Below are 16,221 nucleotides of genomic sequence, written 5' to 3'. Positions count from 1 at the left end.
GGTCAGACCCTGGCGTGGGCGAGGCTGGCCACGACCCGGACGCCGACCTTGCGGACGTAGCACCACCAGGTGAGCGCGAAGCAGGTGGCGTAGAACAGGCCGAAGGCGAGGAAGGCAGGGGCGGGCGAGCCTGAGGCGGCGAACGACATCCCGAACGCGCGGTTGATGAGGAAGCCGCCGAGCGCGCCGACCGCCGAGATGACGCCGATCGCGGCGCTGGCCTGCCGCTTGCCGTACAGCAGGGCCTCCTCGCCCTCGCCGCGCTCGGCCACGGCCTTGGCCTGGAAGATCGCCGGGATCATCCGGTACGTGGAGCCGTTGCCGATGCCCGAGGTGAGGAACAGCAGCTGGAAGGCCAGGAAGAACGGCCAGAAGCCGCCGCCCTCGCCGGCCGCCCAGACCAGCAGGACGCCGCCGCCCATCGCGGCGAAGTTCCACAGGGTGACCGGCGCGCCGCCCAGCCGGTCGGCCAGCCAGCCGCCGAACGGCCGCACGAGCGAGCCGATGAGGGGCCCGGCGAAGGCGACGGCCGCGTACGGGGAGTCGGGGAACAGGCTCTTGCTGAGCAGCGGGAAGGCCGTGGAGTAGCCGATGAACGAGCCGAACGTGCCGATGTACAGGAACGACATGATCCACGTCTGGGCCTTGCCGGCCACCGCGATCTGCTCGCGCGGGTTCGCCCTGGCGGTGGTCAGGTTGTCCATGAAGAACCAGGCGCAGGCGGCGGCCACCACGATGAACGGGATCCAGAACCACCCGGCCGCGGCCAGCCCGAACGCGCCGATCACCAGCGGCATGACGAGCTGCACCGAGCTCACCCCGACGTTGCCGCCCGCGGCGTTGAGCCCGAGCGCCACCCCCTGCTTGGCGCGGGGGTAGAAGTAGGTGATGTTGGCCATGCTGGAGGCGAAGTTCCCGCCGCCGACCCCGGCGAGCGCCGCGATCACCAGGAACAGCCAGTAGGGCGTGCCCGGGTTGTTCACCGCGACCGCCAGCAGCACCGCGGGGATCAGCAGCAGCAGCGCGCTGACCACGGTGAAGTTGCGCCCGCCGAACCTGGCGGGGCCGAAGGTGTAGGGCAGCCGCAGCGCCGAGCCGATCAGGTTGGGCAGCGCGACCAGCCAGAACAACTGGTCGGTGGTGAACTCGTAGGAGCCCATCCTGGTCGCGACGATGCTCCACAGGGTCCACACGGTGAAGCCGAGGTGCTCGGCGAGAATCGAGAAGATCAGGTTGCGCCGTGCGACGCGCCTTCCTGAGCTCTCCCAGAAAGCTGGGTCATCGGGGTGCCAGTCGGCGATCCAGCGCGCCATCGACCTCTCCTACGCTCGGCGTCGGGGAGCTCCAACGTAGGAATCGGTCGTTACGCACACGCACTTTCCGTGGCTGTGCATCCGTTACAGGTGATTCACCGCGGTAACAAGCCACGCACAAGCGTCACGCCGGAAACGTGCGCGTAACGCCTGGTTACTGCCGCCTTCCTGGGGTAACGACACTCAGCAAGGGGGGGAATCATGATCAAAACACTTCACAAGATGGGCATCAAGTCCAATCACATGTACGTGGCCGGGATCTGCTCGGTCGGCCTGGCCTTCGCTTCCTGGTTCGCGTCGAAGCAGACCGAGCACGCAGGGCTCGACCGCGCGGACCGATGGGGCATCTTCGTCGGGGAATGGGCGCCCACGTTCTTCGCGATGGGGGTCGCGCTGCGGATCGAGGAGACGCACCGCGAGCTGGAGGAGTCCGAGATGGAGTCCTTCGGCAGGTCCCAGGACATGCGCAGCCGGACGCACGCGGGGGTTTGACCGGCACGGCACGCGGGTCACGCTTGTGTGACCCGCGTGACCGCCGTTCTCACGCGGGATCGAGAGCGCGGTCCGCCAGCCGCCGCAACGGCTCGTCGGTGAGCCGGTACTTGTACCAGTCGTCCTGACGCACCGCGCCGAGGCCCTCGTAGAAGCCGATGCTCGGCTCGTTCCAGTCGAGCACCGCCCACTCCAGGCGCTGGTAGCCGCGCTCGGCGCAGATCCTGCCCAGCTCGCCCATGAGCGCCATCCCGAGGCCGCTGCCCCGGTGCTGCGGGCGCACGTAAAGGTCCTCCATGTAGACGCCGTGCACGCCGCGCCAGGTCGAGAAGGTCAGGAACCACAGGACGAAACCGGCGACCTCGCCGTCGATCTCGGCGATGTGGGCGAAGACGGCGGGCCGGTCGCCGAACAGCGCGGCGCGCAGGCCCTCCTCGGTGGCGCGCACCTCGTGGGCGGCCTTCTCGTACTCCGCCAGCTCGCGGATCAGGTCGAGGATGACGGGCACGTCGTCGGGGGTAGCGGGACGAATCATGCCCACCAGGGTACGACCAGGTCAGACCCGCTCCGCTCCCCCGTTCCCCGCTACCAGCGGTCGTGGACCTGCGGGCGGATCAGCTCGTCGTAGACCCCGTTGACCGTCTCCAGCGTCGCGGCCGGCAGCGGGTCGAGCCCGGCCGCGGCCGCGTTGGCGGCGGCCTGCGCCGGGTTGCGGGCGCCGGGGATGACCACCGAGACCCCCTCCTGGTCGAGGATCCAGCGCAGCGCGAACTGCGCCATCGTCGCCCCCTCCGGCACCAGGGGAGCCAGCCGCCGCACCGCCTCCAGGCCGGTCGCGAAGTCGACGCCCGAGAACGTCTCCCCCACGTCGAACGCCTCGCCGTGCCGGTTGAAGTTGCGGTGGTCGTCGGGCGCGAAGGTGGTGTTCTCGTCGTAGCGGCCCGACAGCAGGCCGCTGGCCAGCGGGACGCGGGCGATGATGCCGACCCCGGCGGCGCGGGCCGCGGGCAGCACCCGCTCCAGGGGCTTCAGCCGGAAGGCGTTGAGGATGATCTGCACGCTCGCCACGTTGGGGCGGGCGATGGCGGTCAGCGCCTCCTCGCAGGTCTCCACGCTGACGCCGTACGCGGCGATCTTCTTCTCCGCGACCAGCGTGTCGAGGGCGTCGAAGACCGCGTCCGTCGAGTAGACCGGCGTCGGCGGGCAGTGCAGCTGCACCAGGTCGATGGTGTCCACGCCGAGGTTCTGGCGGGAGCGCTCGTTCCAGGCGCGGAAGTTGGACATCACGTAGTTGGCGGGGAGCTGCTCCATCCGCCGGCCCATCTTCGTGGCGACCGTCAGGCCGGGGCGGCCCTTGGCGAACCGGCCGACGATCTGCTCGCTGCGGCCGTCGCCGTACACGTCGGCGGTGTCGATGAAGGTGACGCCCGCGTCGGCGGCGGCGGACAGCGTGGCGAAGGCCTCGTCCTCGGAGACCTCGCCCCAGTCGGCGCCGAGCTGCCAGGCGCCGAGGCCGATGACGCTGACCTCACGACCGGTGCGTCCCAATATGCGGTGTTCCATCAGGGTGGCTCGCTTCCTTTTGTGCTGCCTCATATTCCACCACGGCCCGCTCACGGCCTTCCGCTGACGGCATCCAGCGGGAGAGCCGGAGCCGTCACCGTGGCCGGTAGCAGCAGCGCAGTCCGGTCTGCACAGACGCGCGCAGTTCCTCCCCGATCACCGGATCCACCCCGGCGATCCGCGACAACGCCCGCCGGATCGCCTTGCCCACCGCGATCCTGGCCCGCTCCTCGCCGCCCGCGAACGGCCGCGCCCGCCCGCCGATCCCCGTGGCCGCCGTCAGCTCCCGCACCAGCCACTCGCGCTCCAGCCGCAGCGCCGACGCCCGTTCCAGGTCGTTCATCTCCTCCAGCTCGTCGATGTCGGCCTGGAGCTGCGTCAGCCGTTCGCGGTAGGAGTCCCGGGCGAGGTCGTCCAGCACGGGCTGCGCCGACGAGCCCTCGCCCTCCTGCGACCAGGTGCCCGCCGCCAGGTCGGCGGCCAGGATCTCGCGCCCGGGGTGGGCCACGAGCGCCGCCAGGTGGGCCATGCCGACGCTGTGGTCCGCCACCGCGACCCGCCCGCCCAGCTCGATCCGCCAGTGCCGCCCGTCGCGGTGGAACCGGCACGTCCGCCGCACCTCGCCGGCCCCGCTCAAGGCCGCGCTGCCGACCACGCCGGGCAGCGCCATCCCCAGGTCCCTGGCCTCCCGCGCCGCCCCGGCCAGCTCGGCGCGCGCCGCCGTGTCCCGCGGCCCGTCGCGCAACGCCAGCGCCTGCCCCAGACGGCACCGCGACAGCGCCGCCGCCGGCCAGTGCCCCAGCGCCAGGTTCGCCTGCACGGCGGCACGCAGATGCCGTACGGACAGATCCAGGTCCCCCATGGTCAGCGCGGCCATGCCCAGCGGGTGCTCCGCCGACCCGAAGCACACGACCCCGAGACTGCCGATCACCGGCAGCCCGGCGTACGGGCTGAGCAGCGCGTACGCCCGCGCCGCCGTCCCCGCGTCCTCCAGCAGGTGGGCCGTCTCGGCCACGAAGTACATCGAGACCAGCCAGGAGCTCGAACGGGGCAGCTCGGCGAGGTCCCGCCCCCGTACGCGGGCCAGGTGCCCGGCCGCCAGCCGATGATCCCCCGCGACGGCCGCGACCAGCGCCAGTCCCGCCAGGTAGGAGTTGTCGATCGGGCTGAGCGTGGGCGAGCTGGCCAGGTCGCGCAGTCCGGGCAGGAGCTCGGCGGCGCGCCCCTGGAACCAGCGGACGGCGCCGAGCTGGCCGCCGAGCCAGCCGGTGGCGTCCATGTCGCCGGCCTTGACGCCCCGCTCGAAGCACTGGCCGGCCAGCCTCTCCGCCTCGCCGAAGCGGCCCGCGCGGATGGCGAGCATGACCTCGACGGCGTTGACCACGTAGCCGACCGCGAGGTAGGCGTGCTCGCGCAGCAGCCGGCGCAGCTCCTCCAGGCAGCGTTCGGCGTGCGGGTCGGCGGCCAGGAAGAGGTTCACGGTCCGCCACATCAGGCCCATCAGCAGGTCGCCGCGGCGCTCGGTGACCCCCGCCAGGCCGATCAGCTCGTCGGCCAGCTCACGTCTGAGCGCCGCGTGCTCGGGACCGAGCAGGCAGTGGTGCGCCAGGCTGAGCGCCTCCGCGACGGCGAGCGGGTCCCCCGCGTCCCGCGTCTCGCGGAGCAGCCGCAGGATCCCGTCGTGCGTGCCGTTCCGGTAGTCGTCCTCACCCTGGAGCCGGATGCGCAGCCGGAGCGCCGTCGGCGAGGACGGGTCGAGCAGCGACAGCGCCCGTAACTGCCGCGTACGCACCCGCTCGGACTCCGCCGACGTCCGGTGCTCCCGCACCCAGCGCCCGCCGAGCCCCAGCGCCGCCAGCCCGAGCGCGATCGGGTCGCCGGACTGCTCGGCCTGGCGGTAGGCGGCGTCGTACCAGCGCCGCGCGGTCTGCAGATCCCCGTTCACGTGCAGCGCCCGCTCCCCCAGGACGAGCGACAGCCTGGCATCCGAACTCGGGGCCGGCCACACCTCCGGCCGTTGTGCTACGCCCACACTCCGCTCCTGTCGGTCTCCTGGGCTGAGCTCGCGAACGGCCCCCCGGATACCGGGCGGTTCAATTGAGTCGAAACTGTCGGTGCCGCACGGAAGAATGCGAAGCACCATGATTCCTTTCAACGCCGTACGCACTCCGGGTGGCGACATCGTCGTCTTCTACGTGGGCTCCGAGCCCCGCCTGACCCCCGACCAGGCTCTCGCGTTCGCCGACCAGCTCCGCGCCCTCGCCGACGCCGACCCCTGCCCGGCCCCCGCCATGGCCGCCGCCGTCTGACCCTTCCCGGTCCTGCCCGTCTTGATCTTCGTCGGCGCCGTACGGCACGATGGCCCCACCCCTGACCGACCCGATCCGAGGAGCCGGCGCACATGGACCTGACAACGACGGTGCTCAGGCTCGTGCCGGCGTGCGTCCTGGCCGCCCTCGGCATCCACGCCCTGGCCACCGGGCGGATCCTCGTCGCGACGCAACGTCAGCGCACGAAGCTCCGGCCACGCCCATACGGTCTGGGCCAGCTCCTCACGGGCCTCTGCTTGGTCCTCCTGCCACTGTCCAGCCTCGTGGCGGACCGGTCGCTGTACTACGTGGTGTTCTTCGCATCGGTCGGATGCCTGGTGGCAGGGATCTGCTTCCTGGTGGCCGCGATGATCCCCCAGGACCGGCCCTAGCCCCGGCAGCGGCAGACCGCCCACAGAAACGGCGGCAGAACGCCCACGGAGGCAGCGGCAGACCGCCCACACCACCTCCGGCAGAACGCCCACACAACCGCTTCTACCTGCGATGACAACAGCAGACCGGCACGAGCACGCCGGCGGCGCGCCTCCGGCGCGGTGGTCGGGATCGAGGTCAAGGCAGCGGAGACCGTGCGCGGCGACGACTTCCGCGGCCTGCGCCATCTGGCCGACCGGCTCGGCGCACGGTTCCGCGCGGGTTTCGTGCTTTACGCCGGGGAGCAGGCGCTGGCGTTCGGTGAGAAGCTGCGGCCCTTCCCATCGTGGCCTTGTGGACGCTCGGAGACGCTTAGAGGAGCCGACGCGGGCCGGCCGCCAGGTCAGCCCTCCTGCGCTCGCTGCTGCTTGAGGCGGAGCGCCTCCTTGCGGGCCTCGGCCTGGACGGAGCGCTCGTGCTCCAGCCACGCCGGGTTCTCCGCCTTGATCTCGTCGATCTCGGCGGTGGTGAGCGGCTTGGTGATGCCGCTTCTGGCCAGCCCGGAGATGGAGACCCCGAGCTTGGCGGCCACGACCTGCTTGGGGTGGGGGCCGTTGCGGCGCAGGTCGGCGAGCCAGGCGGGCGGCTTCGCCTGCAGGGCGTTCAGCTCGTCCCTGGAGACCGGCCCGGCCTGGAACTCGGCGGGAGTCGCCGAGAGGAGGACTCCCAGCTTCTTCGCCGCGGTCTCGGGCTTCATCGTCTGGACGGTCTTCGGTTTGGGCGACGGCATGACGCCAAGCGTAGTCAGTCGGAACGGGTTCCCTGACATCGGTACGCTGAGGCGGTGACCGATGGCGAGAGCGGCAGGGCCTTCCGATTGGCGTACGCGCCCGGAGTGACACCCGCCAAATGGGTCAACATCTGGACCGAGCGGATGCCCGACGTACCACTCACCCTGGTCGCGGTCCCCGCCGCCGAGGTGGTGGCGCTCCTGCGCGACGGCGGCGCGGACGCCGGATTCGTCCGGCTGCCGGTCGACCGCGACGTGCTCAGCGTGATCCCCCTCTACGTGGAGACCACGGTGATCGTGGTGCCCAAGGACCACGCGGTGACCGCCGCCGACGAGGTCACCCTCGCCGACCTGGCAGACGACGAGATCCTGCATCCCTTGGACGACACCCTGGAGTGGACGACCCGGCCGGGCCTGCCCGCGTTCACCCGCCCGGCGACGACGGGCGAGGCGGTCGAGCTGGTCGCGAGCGGCGCCGGGCTCCTGGTGGTCCCGCAGTCGCTGGCGCGCCTCCACCACCGCAGGGACCTCAAGTACCGGCCGCTGCTCGACGCGCCGCAGTCGCAGGTCGGCCTGGCCTGGCCCACCGACGCGACCACGGACCTGGTGGAGGACTTCATCGGCATCGTACGCGGCCGCACGGTCAACAGCTCCCGAGGCCGCACCCCCGCCCCCGCCGCCACCGAGAAGCCGGCCCAGCGCCGCCAGGAACGCAAGCCCAGCCAGACCGCCTCCGGCCGCCGCGCCACGCCTCCGTCGCCGAACCGCAGAAGAAAAGGCAATCGAAGCCGCTGATCCGCAGGACGACGAAGAGCACTGGGAGCGACCGTCATCACATGCGGGTAGCGGCCGTTGCCCCATGGCATGAGCGACCAACTCACCACGACCGCGGCGACCATCTCACCACGACCGCAGCGACCAATCCACCACCACCACCTGTCATGATGGAGGGCATGGTCACCACCCCGCTCGGGCGCTTGATCCACCGTCACGCGGAGCAGAGCGTCAAGGACGCCCTGACCGACACGCGCGTCGTCCTGGTGAACGGCGCACGGCAGTCGGGCAAGAGCACGCTGGTCCGACGGCTCGCCAAAGCAGACGGCACCGAGTGGCGTGACCTCGACGATCCAACGACCCTGCGAGCCGCGTTGAGCGACCCCAGTGGCTTCGTCGACTTCCCCGGGCCCATGGTCATCGACGAGATCCAGCGCGCCCCGGAACTGCTGCTCGCCATCAAATCCCAGGTGGACGCCGATCCGAGACCAGGCAGATACCTGCTCACCGGCTCCTCCCGGCTACTCGCCCTACGCGGCCTGCCGGACACCCTGCCCGGGCGAATGGAGACCATCGAACTATGGCCTTTCGCGCAGGGCGAGATCGGCGGTCGTCCTGATGCCTTCATCGACGCGGTGTTCGCGCACGGCCCAGCCCTCCGGCACACCTCCCGGCTCACCCGGGCCGACTACGCGGACCGCCTGGTTCGTGGCGGTTACCCCGAGGCCGTCGCCCGCACCAACCCCAGACGCAGACAACGCTTCTTCGACTCCTACGTGGGCGATCTGATCAACCGTGACGTGAGGCAACTGTCGGACATAGAACGTACCGCGGAGCTACGCGCGTTGGTCAGGTCCCTGGCGGCCAGGTCCGGCCAACTGCTCGTCGTTCAGGCGCTGGGCCGTGACCTCGGCCTGCCCGGCACCACCACCGCCAGATTCCTGGCGCTGCTGGAAGAGGTCTTCCTCGTCAAACGCATCCCCGCCTGGTCGAAGAACATCAGCAGCCGGGCCGTGCACACCCCCAAGGTCGCCTTCGTCGACTCGGGAGTGGCGGCGAACCTGCTGGGCGTCGACGCGCACAGCCTTCTCCGGCCCGATTCCGCGTTCGGGCCGCTGCTGGAGGGCTTCGTCCTCATGGAACTGGCCAGGCAGACGACCTGGGCGGACACCTTGGTCGACCTGTACCACTATCGGACCAAGGACAAGGTGGAGGTGGACGCCGTCCTGGAGAGTCGCCAGGGCCGGGTTGTGGGCATTGAGGTCAAGGCCGCCTCCACGGTACGACCGGACGACTTCAAAGGACTCCGTCACCTGGCGGAACGGGTAGGCCCTGACTTCGTCGCCGGTCTGGTCCTGCACACCGGCACGCAGACGTTCTCCTTCGGCGATCGGATGCTGGCCGTCCCGGTCGGCGCCCTGTGGGAGACGACGTGATGTACGGCGGACCGCTGACGGTCGTCGCCTATTCGACGGCGCGTGGGACGACGACCACTTGATCGTCGTCCTCGTAGATGATCCTGCCCGGGTCCCCCGATTCGAGGCGTACGCACTCCACGCCGTGCGCGGCGAGAATGGCCAGGTATCCCGGCACCCGCCGGATGAGGTGCCCGGCTGACGCCTTGAACCAGGCCGCCGCTCCCGGATTGACGGCGCGGTCGTAGACGGTGGGGTCCACGGTGGCGGGGTCGGTGAAGTTGGTGTCGTACCAGGCGTTGTTCTCGCGCCTGAAGGCTTCCTCCGCGTCCGACAGACGTCCCTGCTCGGCCAGGGCGTTGACGAGGCCGAACACGCCCGGATATGTGCCTCGCCTGTTCGGCACGGGACTTTGGAACCGCACGTACATCTGTGCCCCTTGATGGCTCGGCCCGGACAACGACGGCGGCCCCCCGGCGTTCCCAAGCCGGGGGGCCTTGAATGTTGCCGCCATATGTGAGGCCAGCAGCGTTTAAGAGAGCAGGTCAGCTATGACGAATGTGCGCTCTGCCATTGAGCCACCGCGGCATGAAGAGCCGCGGGCCGGATTCGAACCGGCATCTCAACAATCATGGCCTGCCCTCGGTCGATGTGGCTCTCGACGGTCAATGCTGAGCTTCGAGCGAGAATCTGAATGTGATCGGCTGCCTCTGCCGGTTGGGCTACCGCGGCGCGAACCGCGGGGAGGGCTCGAACCTCCGCTTGGGCCGTTCGTCAGCTTCAGCTTCAGCCTCAGCTTCGCGCTTTCGCGCACCCCGCGCTCAACGGGGAGTCTCTACGCTAGCCGAACAGGTAGGCGAACACCGCGTCGCCGACCCTGCGGTCCTCGACCTCGGCGCTGTTGGCCTCTTCACGGGCGTACTTCACGGCGTCCTGCAGCTTCTGCACCCGGGCCAGCAGCTCGTTGACGCGGCGGGCCGGCAGGGCGCCGGAGAACGCCGTCTTGGTCCAGTAGCCGACGACGATGTCCTCGGTGAACACCTGCACCTGCGCCGGATGCTTGTCGGTCGCCTCGGCGAGCACGTGGTTGCGCGGCACCTTCTTGGTGCGGGTCGTCTTGACCGGCTCCGTACGCCACGCGCCGGAGTTGTCGTCGAACGTCCACGTCTCGGCCGGGTCCAGGGTCGGCAGTTTGGCGATGAACGCGTACAGCTCGACGAGCTGCTTCTCCAGGAACAGCAGGTAGGTGACCGGCGCGCCTTCGATGAGGGTGGTCCCGTCCACGACGACGTCGGCCTTGGCGACGGTGTTCGTCCAGTCCTTGGTCGCCGTCACGTCGAACAGCTTCGTGAGCGCCTTACCGACCTCGGCCAGCACTTCCTCCGCCTTCACCTGGACGCGGGTGGACTCCGGCGGGAGCTGCTCGCCCTCGTCGTCGATCGGCTGGTACGTGCGCGACAGGCCCGACAGCAGGGGGTGCTTCTGGATGGTGTGGTGGGCGTCGGCGACCGCGCGCTGGCTGCTGGCTTTGACGCCCTTCTCCACGGCGAGGATCTGGTTCAGCTTCGCCACGGCGAGGGTCCGTTCATGCGAGGGGTTGACGGGATGAGGCGAAAGCGTACAGCGGCCCGACCAAAGCCGCGCAACTCGTTAAATCGGTCACCTGAGACGACGCTCATCCACCTGGACAGTCACTGTCTCCGCCGCTGTACTCGGCGCAGTAGCCGGACGGCAGAGGCGGCGGAGGACGGCGCAGCTCCGCCTGTCGCGCCTCCGTGTACAGACTCGCCAGGACGAAGAGGACACACGCCGTCGCGACGAGGCCGAAGATCCAGGCGCGTACGACTCTGGCGGTGAAGACGCAGATGCCGGTGGCGAGGACGGGCGCGACAGTGAAGATCACCGCCGCCGCGGCCAGCCACGCGTTCGTGCCGCCACGATCGAGTTCGGCGTCACCCGTGAACGCGGTGGCGAGTGCCTGCCAGAGGCACAGCGGAACCCCGATGAACCAGAACACCGCCAGCAGGCCGAGGACCATGCCGCTGACCTCGCTCGGCTCCGTGCCCTTCGCTTTCACGACAAGAGACTGTTCCGTCCGCTCGTCATGACGCACAAGTCAGGAGTCAAGCTGCTTGCGTCCTTTGTCCGTCAGCGACGCCAGATGCACTGCCACGCCGAAGGTGGTGAACCCCGACCTGGCCGCGGCGGTGAACCCGGCGATCACCGCCTCCGACGGATGATCCCGGACCAGGACGTCATAGGCCGCGAACTCGTGGTCCCGGATGGCGGCGAGAACCATGTCCGTGGTCAACTCGGACTGACTCACGATCTCCTCCAGCAGGTCGCCCTGCCCCTTACAGTCTCACCGTCTGCCGACGGCGGTCTACCGTCTGTCCAGGATCGGGCACGAACAATCCTTCAGGCATGTGCTCGCGGGCAGCGCGCGGGCGAGCGGACCACCGCGCTCGCCCGGCAGCGCTCGCTTCGTCATGCCTGCGGGAGAGGCCGGGCCTCCACGGCGCCGGTGCCCGCGAGGTGGCGGCGGCGGCTCGGCATCAGCATGGTCGGGTGCGAGATGCTCCAGGCCGCGCTCGCGCAGATCATCTCCTTGATGCGGGCGGCGGTCCGCCCGGTGAAGACGCTGGACGTGACCTGGTCGTCGGGGGTCACCCGCTGGATGATCCCGTCGCGGCGTCCGAGGCTGATGCACTGCACCGAGTAGCCGATCGTGGTCTCGGGAACCTTGCGACCGGTCAGGCGCGCGGCGATGACGTCGGCCGCCAGCCACGCCATCGGGTTCGCCGAGGCGCAGGACATCCGCAGCGGCTTGCCACCCGCTCCTTCGGCGTACGCGGCGTCGCCGACGGCGTACACGTCGGGGTGCGAGACCGATCGCATGCCGGCATCGACGACGATCCGCCCCGTGTCGGAGACCTTCAGGGTGGTGGCGGCCGCGATCGGGTGCACGCCGAACCCCGCGGTCCACACGGTCACCTCGGCCCGGATCTCGCTGCCCCCGGCGGTGACCACGCCGTCCGCTTCGACCCGCGCGATGTCGACGTGGTCGTGAACCGTGATGCCGAGCCGGTCGAAAGCGCCGCGCAGGTGGCGCTGGGCCTTGTCGCTGAGCCAGCCGCCGACGCGGCCGCGGGCGGCGATCGCGACCTCGAGGTCCGGGTGGGCCTCGGCGATCTCGGTGGCCGCCTCGATGCCGGTCAGGCCGCCGCCCACGATCAGTACGGTCCCGCCGGGCTTCACCTCGTTCAGGCGCGCCCGCAGCCGGAGAGCGGCCTGCTTGCCGGCCACGTTGTGGGCGTGCTCGGCGACACCAGGGACGCCTTGGTCGGCGTCGGTGCTGCCCAGGGCGTACACGAGGGTGTCGTAGGCGAGGGTCTCGCCGCCGAGCTCGACGGTCTTGCCTTCCACATCGACGGCGGTGACCCGCGCGGTCCTGACCTGTACGCCGGTGCCCGCGAAGACGTCGCGCAGCGGGCGGGGCCGCAGATCCTGCCCGCTCGCCAGCTGGTGCATGCGGACCCGCTCGACGAACTCCGGGTCGCCGTTGACCAGCGTGATCTCGACGTCGTCGCGGTGCAGCCGCTTGGCGAGGCGGCCGGCGGCGTTGGCTCCGGCGTACCCGGCTCCCAGGACGACGATGCGGTGCTTCATGGCTACGCTCCTATCTGGTTGCTTTCACCTCCTGAACCGGACAGGCGCGCGATCCCTGACAGGGACCGGATGTGATGTGGGTCACCAGCTCAACGGGACCGGGCGACGAGATCCATCGGCCGCCCACTGACGCGCGACGCGCTGAAGCTTGTCGGGGTTGACCTGGATGTGGATCGAGGCGAGGCCGTCAGGGGTCGTGTCGAGACAGATCACGCCGATGACCTGCGCGCCGACCTCGACCAGCACGGCAGGACCGCCGTTGACGACGACGGCGTAGAAGACGGGATCGCCGCCGACGAGGGTCCGCTTGGAGTCGCTCCGCTGGAACATGCCACGCAGGTACTGGGCGATGCCCAGGGCTCCGATGACCGGCGTCCTGCGCGCGACGACCTTCCCGCCGCCGTCGGCCACGCTGACCGCGTCGTCCGCGAGCAGCCGGATCAGCGGCTCGGTGTCGCCGCTGAGGGCCGCGGCTAGGAACTCCTCGACGATCTTCCGCGCGGCGGCGGCGTCGACCTCCGTACGGGATCGCTCGGCAGCCAGATGCTGCCTGGCCCGCCGGTAGATCTGCTGGCAGTTCGACTCGGTGATGTCCAGGATCTCGGCGATCTCGCGGTGCGCGTACCCGAACGCCTCGCGCAGCACGTACACGACACGCTCGTTGGGCGTCAGCCGCTCCATCAGCGTGAGCATCGCCATGGAGACCGACTCGCGCTGCTCGAAGGTGTCGGCGGGACCGAGCATCCGGTCCCCGTCCAGCACCGGCTCGGGAAGCCACTGCCCCACGTACGTCTCCCGCCTGGCCCGCGCCGAGGTGAGCTGGTTGAGGCAGAGATTGGTGAGCACTTTGGTCAGCCAGGCCTCGGGCGTCTCGATGCGTTCCCGGTCCGCCGCGTGCCAGCGCAGGTACGTGTCCTGCACCGCGTCCTCCGCATCCCCGGCGGACCCCAGCAGCCGGTAGGCAATCGCCTCCAAACGGCCCCTAGAGCTCTCGAACAGATCGGTTTCGTACACGCGGAGCGACATGGCCTTATGATCGGCCATCCGTCCAGGTCACGCCACACCGCCCCGGCGGTTACCCGCCGGAACGCCCGCGCCAGAGACGTTCATCCTGGTGCAGCTCAGACCCGCGTCGTCTCAGCTGCGCTGCCGGGCCTCATGCCATAGACAGAAACCTCAACCGTGACTTTGAGGTTGCCGAGCGGGTCAGCCTTGCCCAACTCCTCCAAGAGTGCCTCATGGGAGAGATCGGGCGGCCCATAGTCGGCGTACCACTTCTGACCGTCGAGCGTCGAGACGGAGATGCGTTGCTCATCGTAGATGAGAGTCGCTTCGCTCACCTGGCCTTCACGCGCCTTCTGCAGAATGAACGAGACATCACGCTTGCTGTAAGGGTCGTATGTCATGCAGGCCGCGAACGCACCCGCAAGGACATGTGCAATGACCAGCATCGTCAGCAGCTTGACTCTTGTCCCGGAGGAGTTGCGCCTCGATAAGAGATTGACCACGGCACCTCTTTCGCTCGGCTGGTCATCTGCGCCGTTCACCTCCGTCGCGAAACGACGAGGTTTTGCACCGAGACCGTCTAGAAAGGCCAAAGATACACCACGGCTGGCAACAGGGCCGATGCGTTCTCCTGCCGTGAACCCGAGTAGCTGAAGTCCGTGCCCCGCCTACTTGTCGCCGGCGCCGTTCGCGATGTAGACATAGCCGGTGCGATGACGGCGCATCACCTGGTGCCACGTCGCCGCGTCACAGGATCCTGCGACGCGCCGAATCGCCTGATCCCAGATGAAGTAGCTCTCACCCAGGTCGAGCCAGCTGTCTTCCCGTGCTCGCTTGTCCCAACTTCTCGTTGGTATCTGTATGCATTCATACCGATGCGACTTGTTTTTGCTGGTGATTTTCAGCACTTCCACGCCCTGCTCATGGGTGCGTATCACAAGACAAGGGCGGTCTTTCCAGCCTGGACGATCCGCGAACTGAAGGGACGCCCAGCAAATCTGACCTGGGTGCACCCGGGATCTCCAGGACGCGTTCGGGGGCTCCAAGTGAACCGAGGGGCGCGTGGCGGCCCGGCGCTCGGCGATATAGCGGATGAGCTGCGTCAGAAGGGCCAGGCCGCCTACGAAGACGATCAGGCCAAGGATCATGGCGAGAGCGGATGGCGCTGTGCCCGAGATGGCCATCGCGTAAGGGAGTGTGCCCATCACCGGAGGCACCTTACATACATATCGAACATCACGGTAGCGTTTCCTCCGTTTCATGCCGAATAACTGCTCCGGGAGGGCGTGCCCCGATCACCGGAGGCGCACGTGGTCCGGAATATGTTGCGACTTCCGGCTGCCGGCGATCGGTTCAGGGAATGCAGGGGCTGGGTGGTGTCACCCGGTTTTGAGAAGCGTGGCCGCCAGGGCGGCGGCCCGCGCCCAGGTCGTTGTCGTGGTCATCGAGACTTCCTCGATCAACGTACGCAGGTGATGGAGGGGCCGCGCACGGTCGAGGTGCGACTCTGGGCGCCGGCGAGAGACACGTTGATGGTGATGTCGCCGTGGTACCGCTTGCCGGACTGACACGCCGAGGGCGTCTCCAGCGTGGTGTTGATGCCGGCCTGCCTGGGATTCTGGAAGCTGTCGAACTGGTACGACGTCTCGACCGCGACCCCGACTCGCTGGCCCATCACGATGTGCGGATCCGGCCGATAAAGGCGGCATCCGGGAACGAATGTCCCTTCTGCGGCCGCCACCGCTTCCGTGGCCGTTGCCCCCATGGTGCTGATCTCAAAGAGCTGCGCAAATCCGCCAATTCGCCCAGTACGCGAAAAATCGCCGGTGATATCAACCGCAGCAAGACCGTGATCGGTGATCTCTTCTCCGGCCGCGGCATCCCACCGGAACCGGCCGTGCGGGACATCATCGAGTATCTGGGCGGCGACTGGCGCGAGTGGGAGCAGCGCGTCCGCGAGGCACGACAGGCTGAAGCGAGAGCGCGGACCGAAGAGCGGTCCCCGCGACCTGACCACCCATGGCTGCGGCACCTCGCCATCGCATCGGTCAGCGCGGTGCTCGTCGCCGGGGTGAGGCAACTCATCAACGCCGCACTGGAGCCGAAGACGACGGCCCAGGCGCCGAGCCTCGCCCGGATGCCCATCGTGGGGCGTCAGCACTGCGCCGTGGTGATCGTCGACTCGGCCCCCGTCTACCACCTGCCGGACCCGCAGGCAGGCATTCTCAGGGAGAAGACCAGGCAGCAGCTCATCACGTACGACGACAAATACCCCGACAAATGGGCGAACGGCGTTCTGTTCCGCGCCGTACGGACACCGAACGACCGGCCTCAGTACCACTGGATGATGGCCGACCATCTCAAGGTCACGGCATGCGCTTCCTGAGGGGCGCCGATCTCCTTGCGCTCTTCGGGCTTGGTCACGAAGTTGCCCACGCCGGGCTCCGTACGGATCAGCCCGTCCGCGCGAAGGGCGCGCATGACCTTCTGGCCGGCGGCATTGGCGGACCTTCAGAAGT

Annotated in this window: 20 protein-coding genes and 1 tRNA gene; 6 read left to right on the top strand and 15 right to left on the bottom strand. The window is 69.2% G+C overall.

Annotation, left to right across the window (positions count from 1 at the left end):
- Nucleotides 1-2: 2 nt before the first annotated feature.
- Complete coding sequence (locus tag AC27IY_RS36525) at nt 3-1,313, bottom strand: MFS transporter (RefSeq protein ID WP_423450919.1); 1,311 nt, start codon at nt 1,311-1,313, stop codon at nt 3-5.
- A gap of 201 nt (nt 1,314-1,514) precedes the next feature.
- Here AC27IY_RS36525 and AC27IY_RS36520 point away from each other — a divergent pair, with 201 nt between their 5' ends.
- Nucleotides 1,515-1,805, top strand: coding sequence for a hypothetical protein (locus AC27IY_RS36520; RefSeq protein WP_344212586.1), 291 nt, complete (start codon nt 1,515-1,517; stop codon nt 1,803-1,805).
- A gap of 49 nt (nt 1,806-1,854) precedes the next feature.
- Here the strand turns inward: AC27IY_RS36520 and AC27IY_RS36515 are convergent, their stop codons facing one another.
- From AC27IY_RS36515 to AC27IY_RS36505, 3 genes are all read right to left on the bottom strand, one after another.
- Nucleotides 1,855-2,340, bottom strand: a complete 486-nt coding sequence (locus tag AC27IY_RS36515) for a GNAT family N-acetyltransferase (RefSeq protein WP_371251982.1) — start codon at nt 2,338-2,340, stop codon at nt 1,855-1,857.
- 50 nt (nt 2,341-2,390) lie between these two features.
- Entirely contained in the window at nt 2,391-3,368 is a 978-nt protein-coding gene (locus AC27IY_RS36510) for an aldo/keto reductase (protein ID WP_364444002.1), read from the bottom strand.
- Nucleotides 3,369-3,462: 94 nt separating this feature from the next.
- Nucleotides 3,463-5,400 (bottom strand): hypothetical protein, encoded by a 1,938-nt coding sequence (locus tag AC27IY_RS36505; RefSeq protein ID WP_487180827.1) that lies wholly within the window; start codon nt 5,398-5,400, stop codon nt 3,463-3,465.
- 109 nt (nt 5,401-5,509) lie between these two features.
- Here AC27IY_RS36505 and AC27IY_RS36500 point away from each other — a divergent pair, with 109 nt between their 5' ends.
- Nucleotides 5,510-5,677, top strand: coding sequence for a hypothetical protein (locus tag AC27IY_RS36500; protein WP_344212594.1), 168 nt, complete (start codon nt 5,510-5,512; stop codon nt 5,675-5,677).
- 92 nt (nt 5,678-5,769) lie between these two features.
- Nucleotides 5,770-6,069 carry a hypothetical protein gene (locus AC27IY_RS36495; protein ID WP_487180826.1) on the top strand — a complete coding sequence of 100 codons (300 nt, stop codon included), beginning with the start codon at nt 5,770-5,772 and terminating at the stop codon, nt 6,067-6,069.
- Between the two features lie 383 nt (nt 6,070-6,452).
- Here the strand turns inward: AC27IY_RS36495 and AC27IY_RS36490 are convergent, their stop codons facing one another.
- Nucleotides 6,453-6,839 carry a DUF5997 family protein gene (locus AC27IY_RS36490; RefSeq protein WP_344212600.1) on the bottom strand — a complete coding sequence of 129 codons (387 nt, stop codon included), beginning with the start codon at nt 6,837-6,839 and terminating at the stop codon, nt 6,453-6,455.
- A gap of 54 nt (nt 6,840-6,893) precedes the next feature.
- On the opposite strand from AC27IY_RS36490, the gene AC27IY_RS36485 reads away from it, so the two are divergent.
- Both AC27IY_RS36485 and AC27IY_RS36480 read left to right on the top strand, forming a co-directional pair.
- Nucleotides 6,894-7,634: a LysR family substrate-binding domain-containing protein gene (locus AC27IY_RS36485; protein WP_487180825.1), complete on the top strand. Its 741-nt coding sequence runs from the start codon at nt 6,894-6,896 to the stop codon at nt 7,632-7,634.
- A gap of 41 nt (nt 7,635-7,675) precedes the next feature.
- Nucleotides 7,676-9,049, top strand: a complete 1,374-nt coding sequence (locus AC27IY_RS36480) for an ATP-binding protein (protein ID WP_487180824.1) — start codon at nt 7,676-7,678, stop codon at nt 9,047-9,049.
- 28 nt (nt 9,050-9,077) lie between these two features.
- Here the strand turns inward: AC27IY_RS36480 and AC27IY_RS36475 are convergent, their stop codons facing one another.
- The 10 genes from AC27IY_RS36475 to AC27IY_RS36430 all read right to left on the bottom strand — a co-directional run bounded on the left by AC27IY_RS36475 (nt 9,078) and on the right by AC27IY_RS36430 (nt 15,380).
- Nucleotides 9,078-9,434, bottom strand: coding sequence for a hypothetical protein (locus AC27IY_RS36475; RefSeq protein WP_487180823.1), 357 nt, complete (start codon nt 9,432-9,434; stop codon nt 9,078-9,080).
- A 188-nt stretch (nt 9,435-9,622) separates the two neighbouring features.
- A tRNA-OTHER gene (locus AC27IY_RS36470) sits at nt 9,623-9,760 on the bottom strand.
- 108 nt (nt 9,761-9,868) lie between these two features.
- Nucleotides 9,869-10,600 (bottom strand): DUF7873 family protein, encoded by a 732-nt coding sequence (locus AC27IY_RS36465; RefSeq protein WP_344212606.1) that lies wholly within the window; start codon nt 10,598-10,600, stop codon nt 9,869-9,871.
- 103 nt (nt 10,601-10,703) lie between these two features.
- Nucleotides 10,704-11,105, bottom strand: coding sequence for a hypothetical protein (locus tag AC27IY_RS36460; protein ID WP_487180822.1), 402 nt, complete (start codon nt 11,103-11,105; stop codon nt 10,704-10,706).
- Between the two features lie 39 nt (nt 11,106-11,144).
- Complete coding sequence (locus tag AC27IY_RS36455; RefSeq protein ID WP_344212610.1) at nt 11,145-11,354, bottom strand: hypothetical protein; 210 nt, start codon at nt 11,352-11,354, stop codon at nt 11,145-11,147.
- A gap of 161 nt (nt 11,355-11,515) precedes the next feature.
- On the bottom strand, nt 11,516-12,697 hold the full coding sequence (locus tag AC27IY_RS36450; protein ID WP_487180821.1) for an NAD(P)/FAD-dependent oxidoreductase: 1,182 nt from the start codon (nt 12,695-12,697) through the stop codon (nt 11,516-11,518).
- An 81-nt stretch (nt 12,698-12,778) separates the two neighbouring features.
- On the bottom strand, nt 12,779-13,723 hold the full coding sequence (locus tag AC27IY_RS36445) for an RNA polymerase sigma-70 factor (RefSeq protein WP_423450930.1): 945 nt from the start codon (nt 13,721-13,723) through the stop codon (nt 12,779-12,781).
- Between the two features lie 95 nt (nt 13,724-13,818).
- Entirely contained in the window at nt 13,819-14,295 is a 477-nt protein-coding gene (locus AC27IY_RS36440; RefSeq protein ID WP_487180820.1) for a hypothetical protein, read from the bottom strand.
- Between the two features lie 75 nt (nt 14,296-14,370).
- Nucleotides 14,371-14,910 (bottom strand): hypothetical protein, encoded by a 540-nt coding sequence (locus AC27IY_RS36435; protein WP_487180819.1) that lies wholly within the window; start codon nt 14,908-14,910, stop codon nt 14,371-14,373.
- A gap of 251 nt (nt 14,911-15,161) precedes the next feature.
- Entirely contained in the window at nt 15,162-15,380 is a 219-nt protein-coding gene (locus tag AC27IY_RS36430; RefSeq protein WP_487180818.1) for a hypothetical protein, read from the bottom strand.
- Nucleotides 15,381-15,383: 3 nt separating this feature from the next.
- On the opposite strand from AC27IY_RS36430, the gene AC27IY_RS36425 reads away from it, so the two are divergent.
- A complete protein-coding gene (locus AC27IY_RS36425) occupies nt 15,384-16,088 on the top strand; it encodes a helix-turn-helix domain-containing protein (RefSeq protein WP_487180817.1) in 705 nt (234 codons plus the stop codon).
- Nucleotides 16,089-16,221 lie beyond the last annotated feature (133 nt).

It is taken from the genome of Nonomuraea sp. B208, assembly GCF_057536035.1.
Note: the sequence above shows the minus strand (reverse complement) of the source record. Positions and strands in the feature narration are given on the sequence as shown.

What these genes read in the sequence shown, in the direction of transcription:
- AC27IY_RS36490 (WP_344212600.1), bottom strand. Translation starts at nt 6,839, where the DNA reads ATGCCGTCGCCCAAACCGAAGACCGTCCAGACGATGAAGCCCGAGACC.
- AC27IY_RS36525 (WP_423450919.1), bottom strand. Translation starts at nt 1,313, where the DNA reads ATGGCGCGCTGGATCGCCGACTGGCACCCCGATGACCCAGCTTTCTGG.
- AC27IY_RS36520 (WP_344212586.1), top strand. Translation starts at nt 1,515, where the DNA reads ATGATCAAAACACTTCACAAGATGGGCATCAAGTCCAATCACATGTAC.
- AC27IY_RS36480 (WP_487180824.1), top strand. Translation starts at nt 7,676, where the DNA reads ATGCGGGTAGCGGCCGTTGCCCCATGGCATGAGCGACCAACTCACCAC.
- AC27IY_RS36495 (WP_487180826.1), top strand. Translation starts at nt 5,770, where the DNA reads ATGGACCTGACAACGACGGTGCTCAGGCTCGTGCCGGCGTGCGTCCTG.
- AC27IY_RS36510 (WP_364444002.1), bottom strand. Translation starts at nt 3,368, where the DNA reads ATGGAACACCGCATATTGGGACGCACCGGTCGTGAGGTCAGCGTCATC.
- AC27IY_RS36500 (WP_344212594.1), top strand. Translation starts at nt 5,510, where the DNA reads ATGATTCCTTTCAACGCCGTACGCACTCCGGGTGGCGACATCGTCGTC.
- AC27IY_RS36515 (WP_371251982.1), bottom strand. Translation starts at nt 2,340, where the DNA reads ATGATTCGTCCCGCTACCCCCGACGACGTGCCCGTCATCCTCGACCTG.
- AC27IY_RS36450 (WP_487180821.1), bottom strand. Translation starts at nt 12,697, where the DNA reads ATGAAGCACCGCATCGTCGTCCTGGGAGCCGGGTACGCCGGAGCCAAC.
- AC27IY_RS36445 (WP_423450930.1), bottom strand. Translation starts at nt 13,723, where the DNA reads ATGTCGCTCCGCGTGTACGAAACCGATCTGTTCGAGAGCTCTAGGGGC.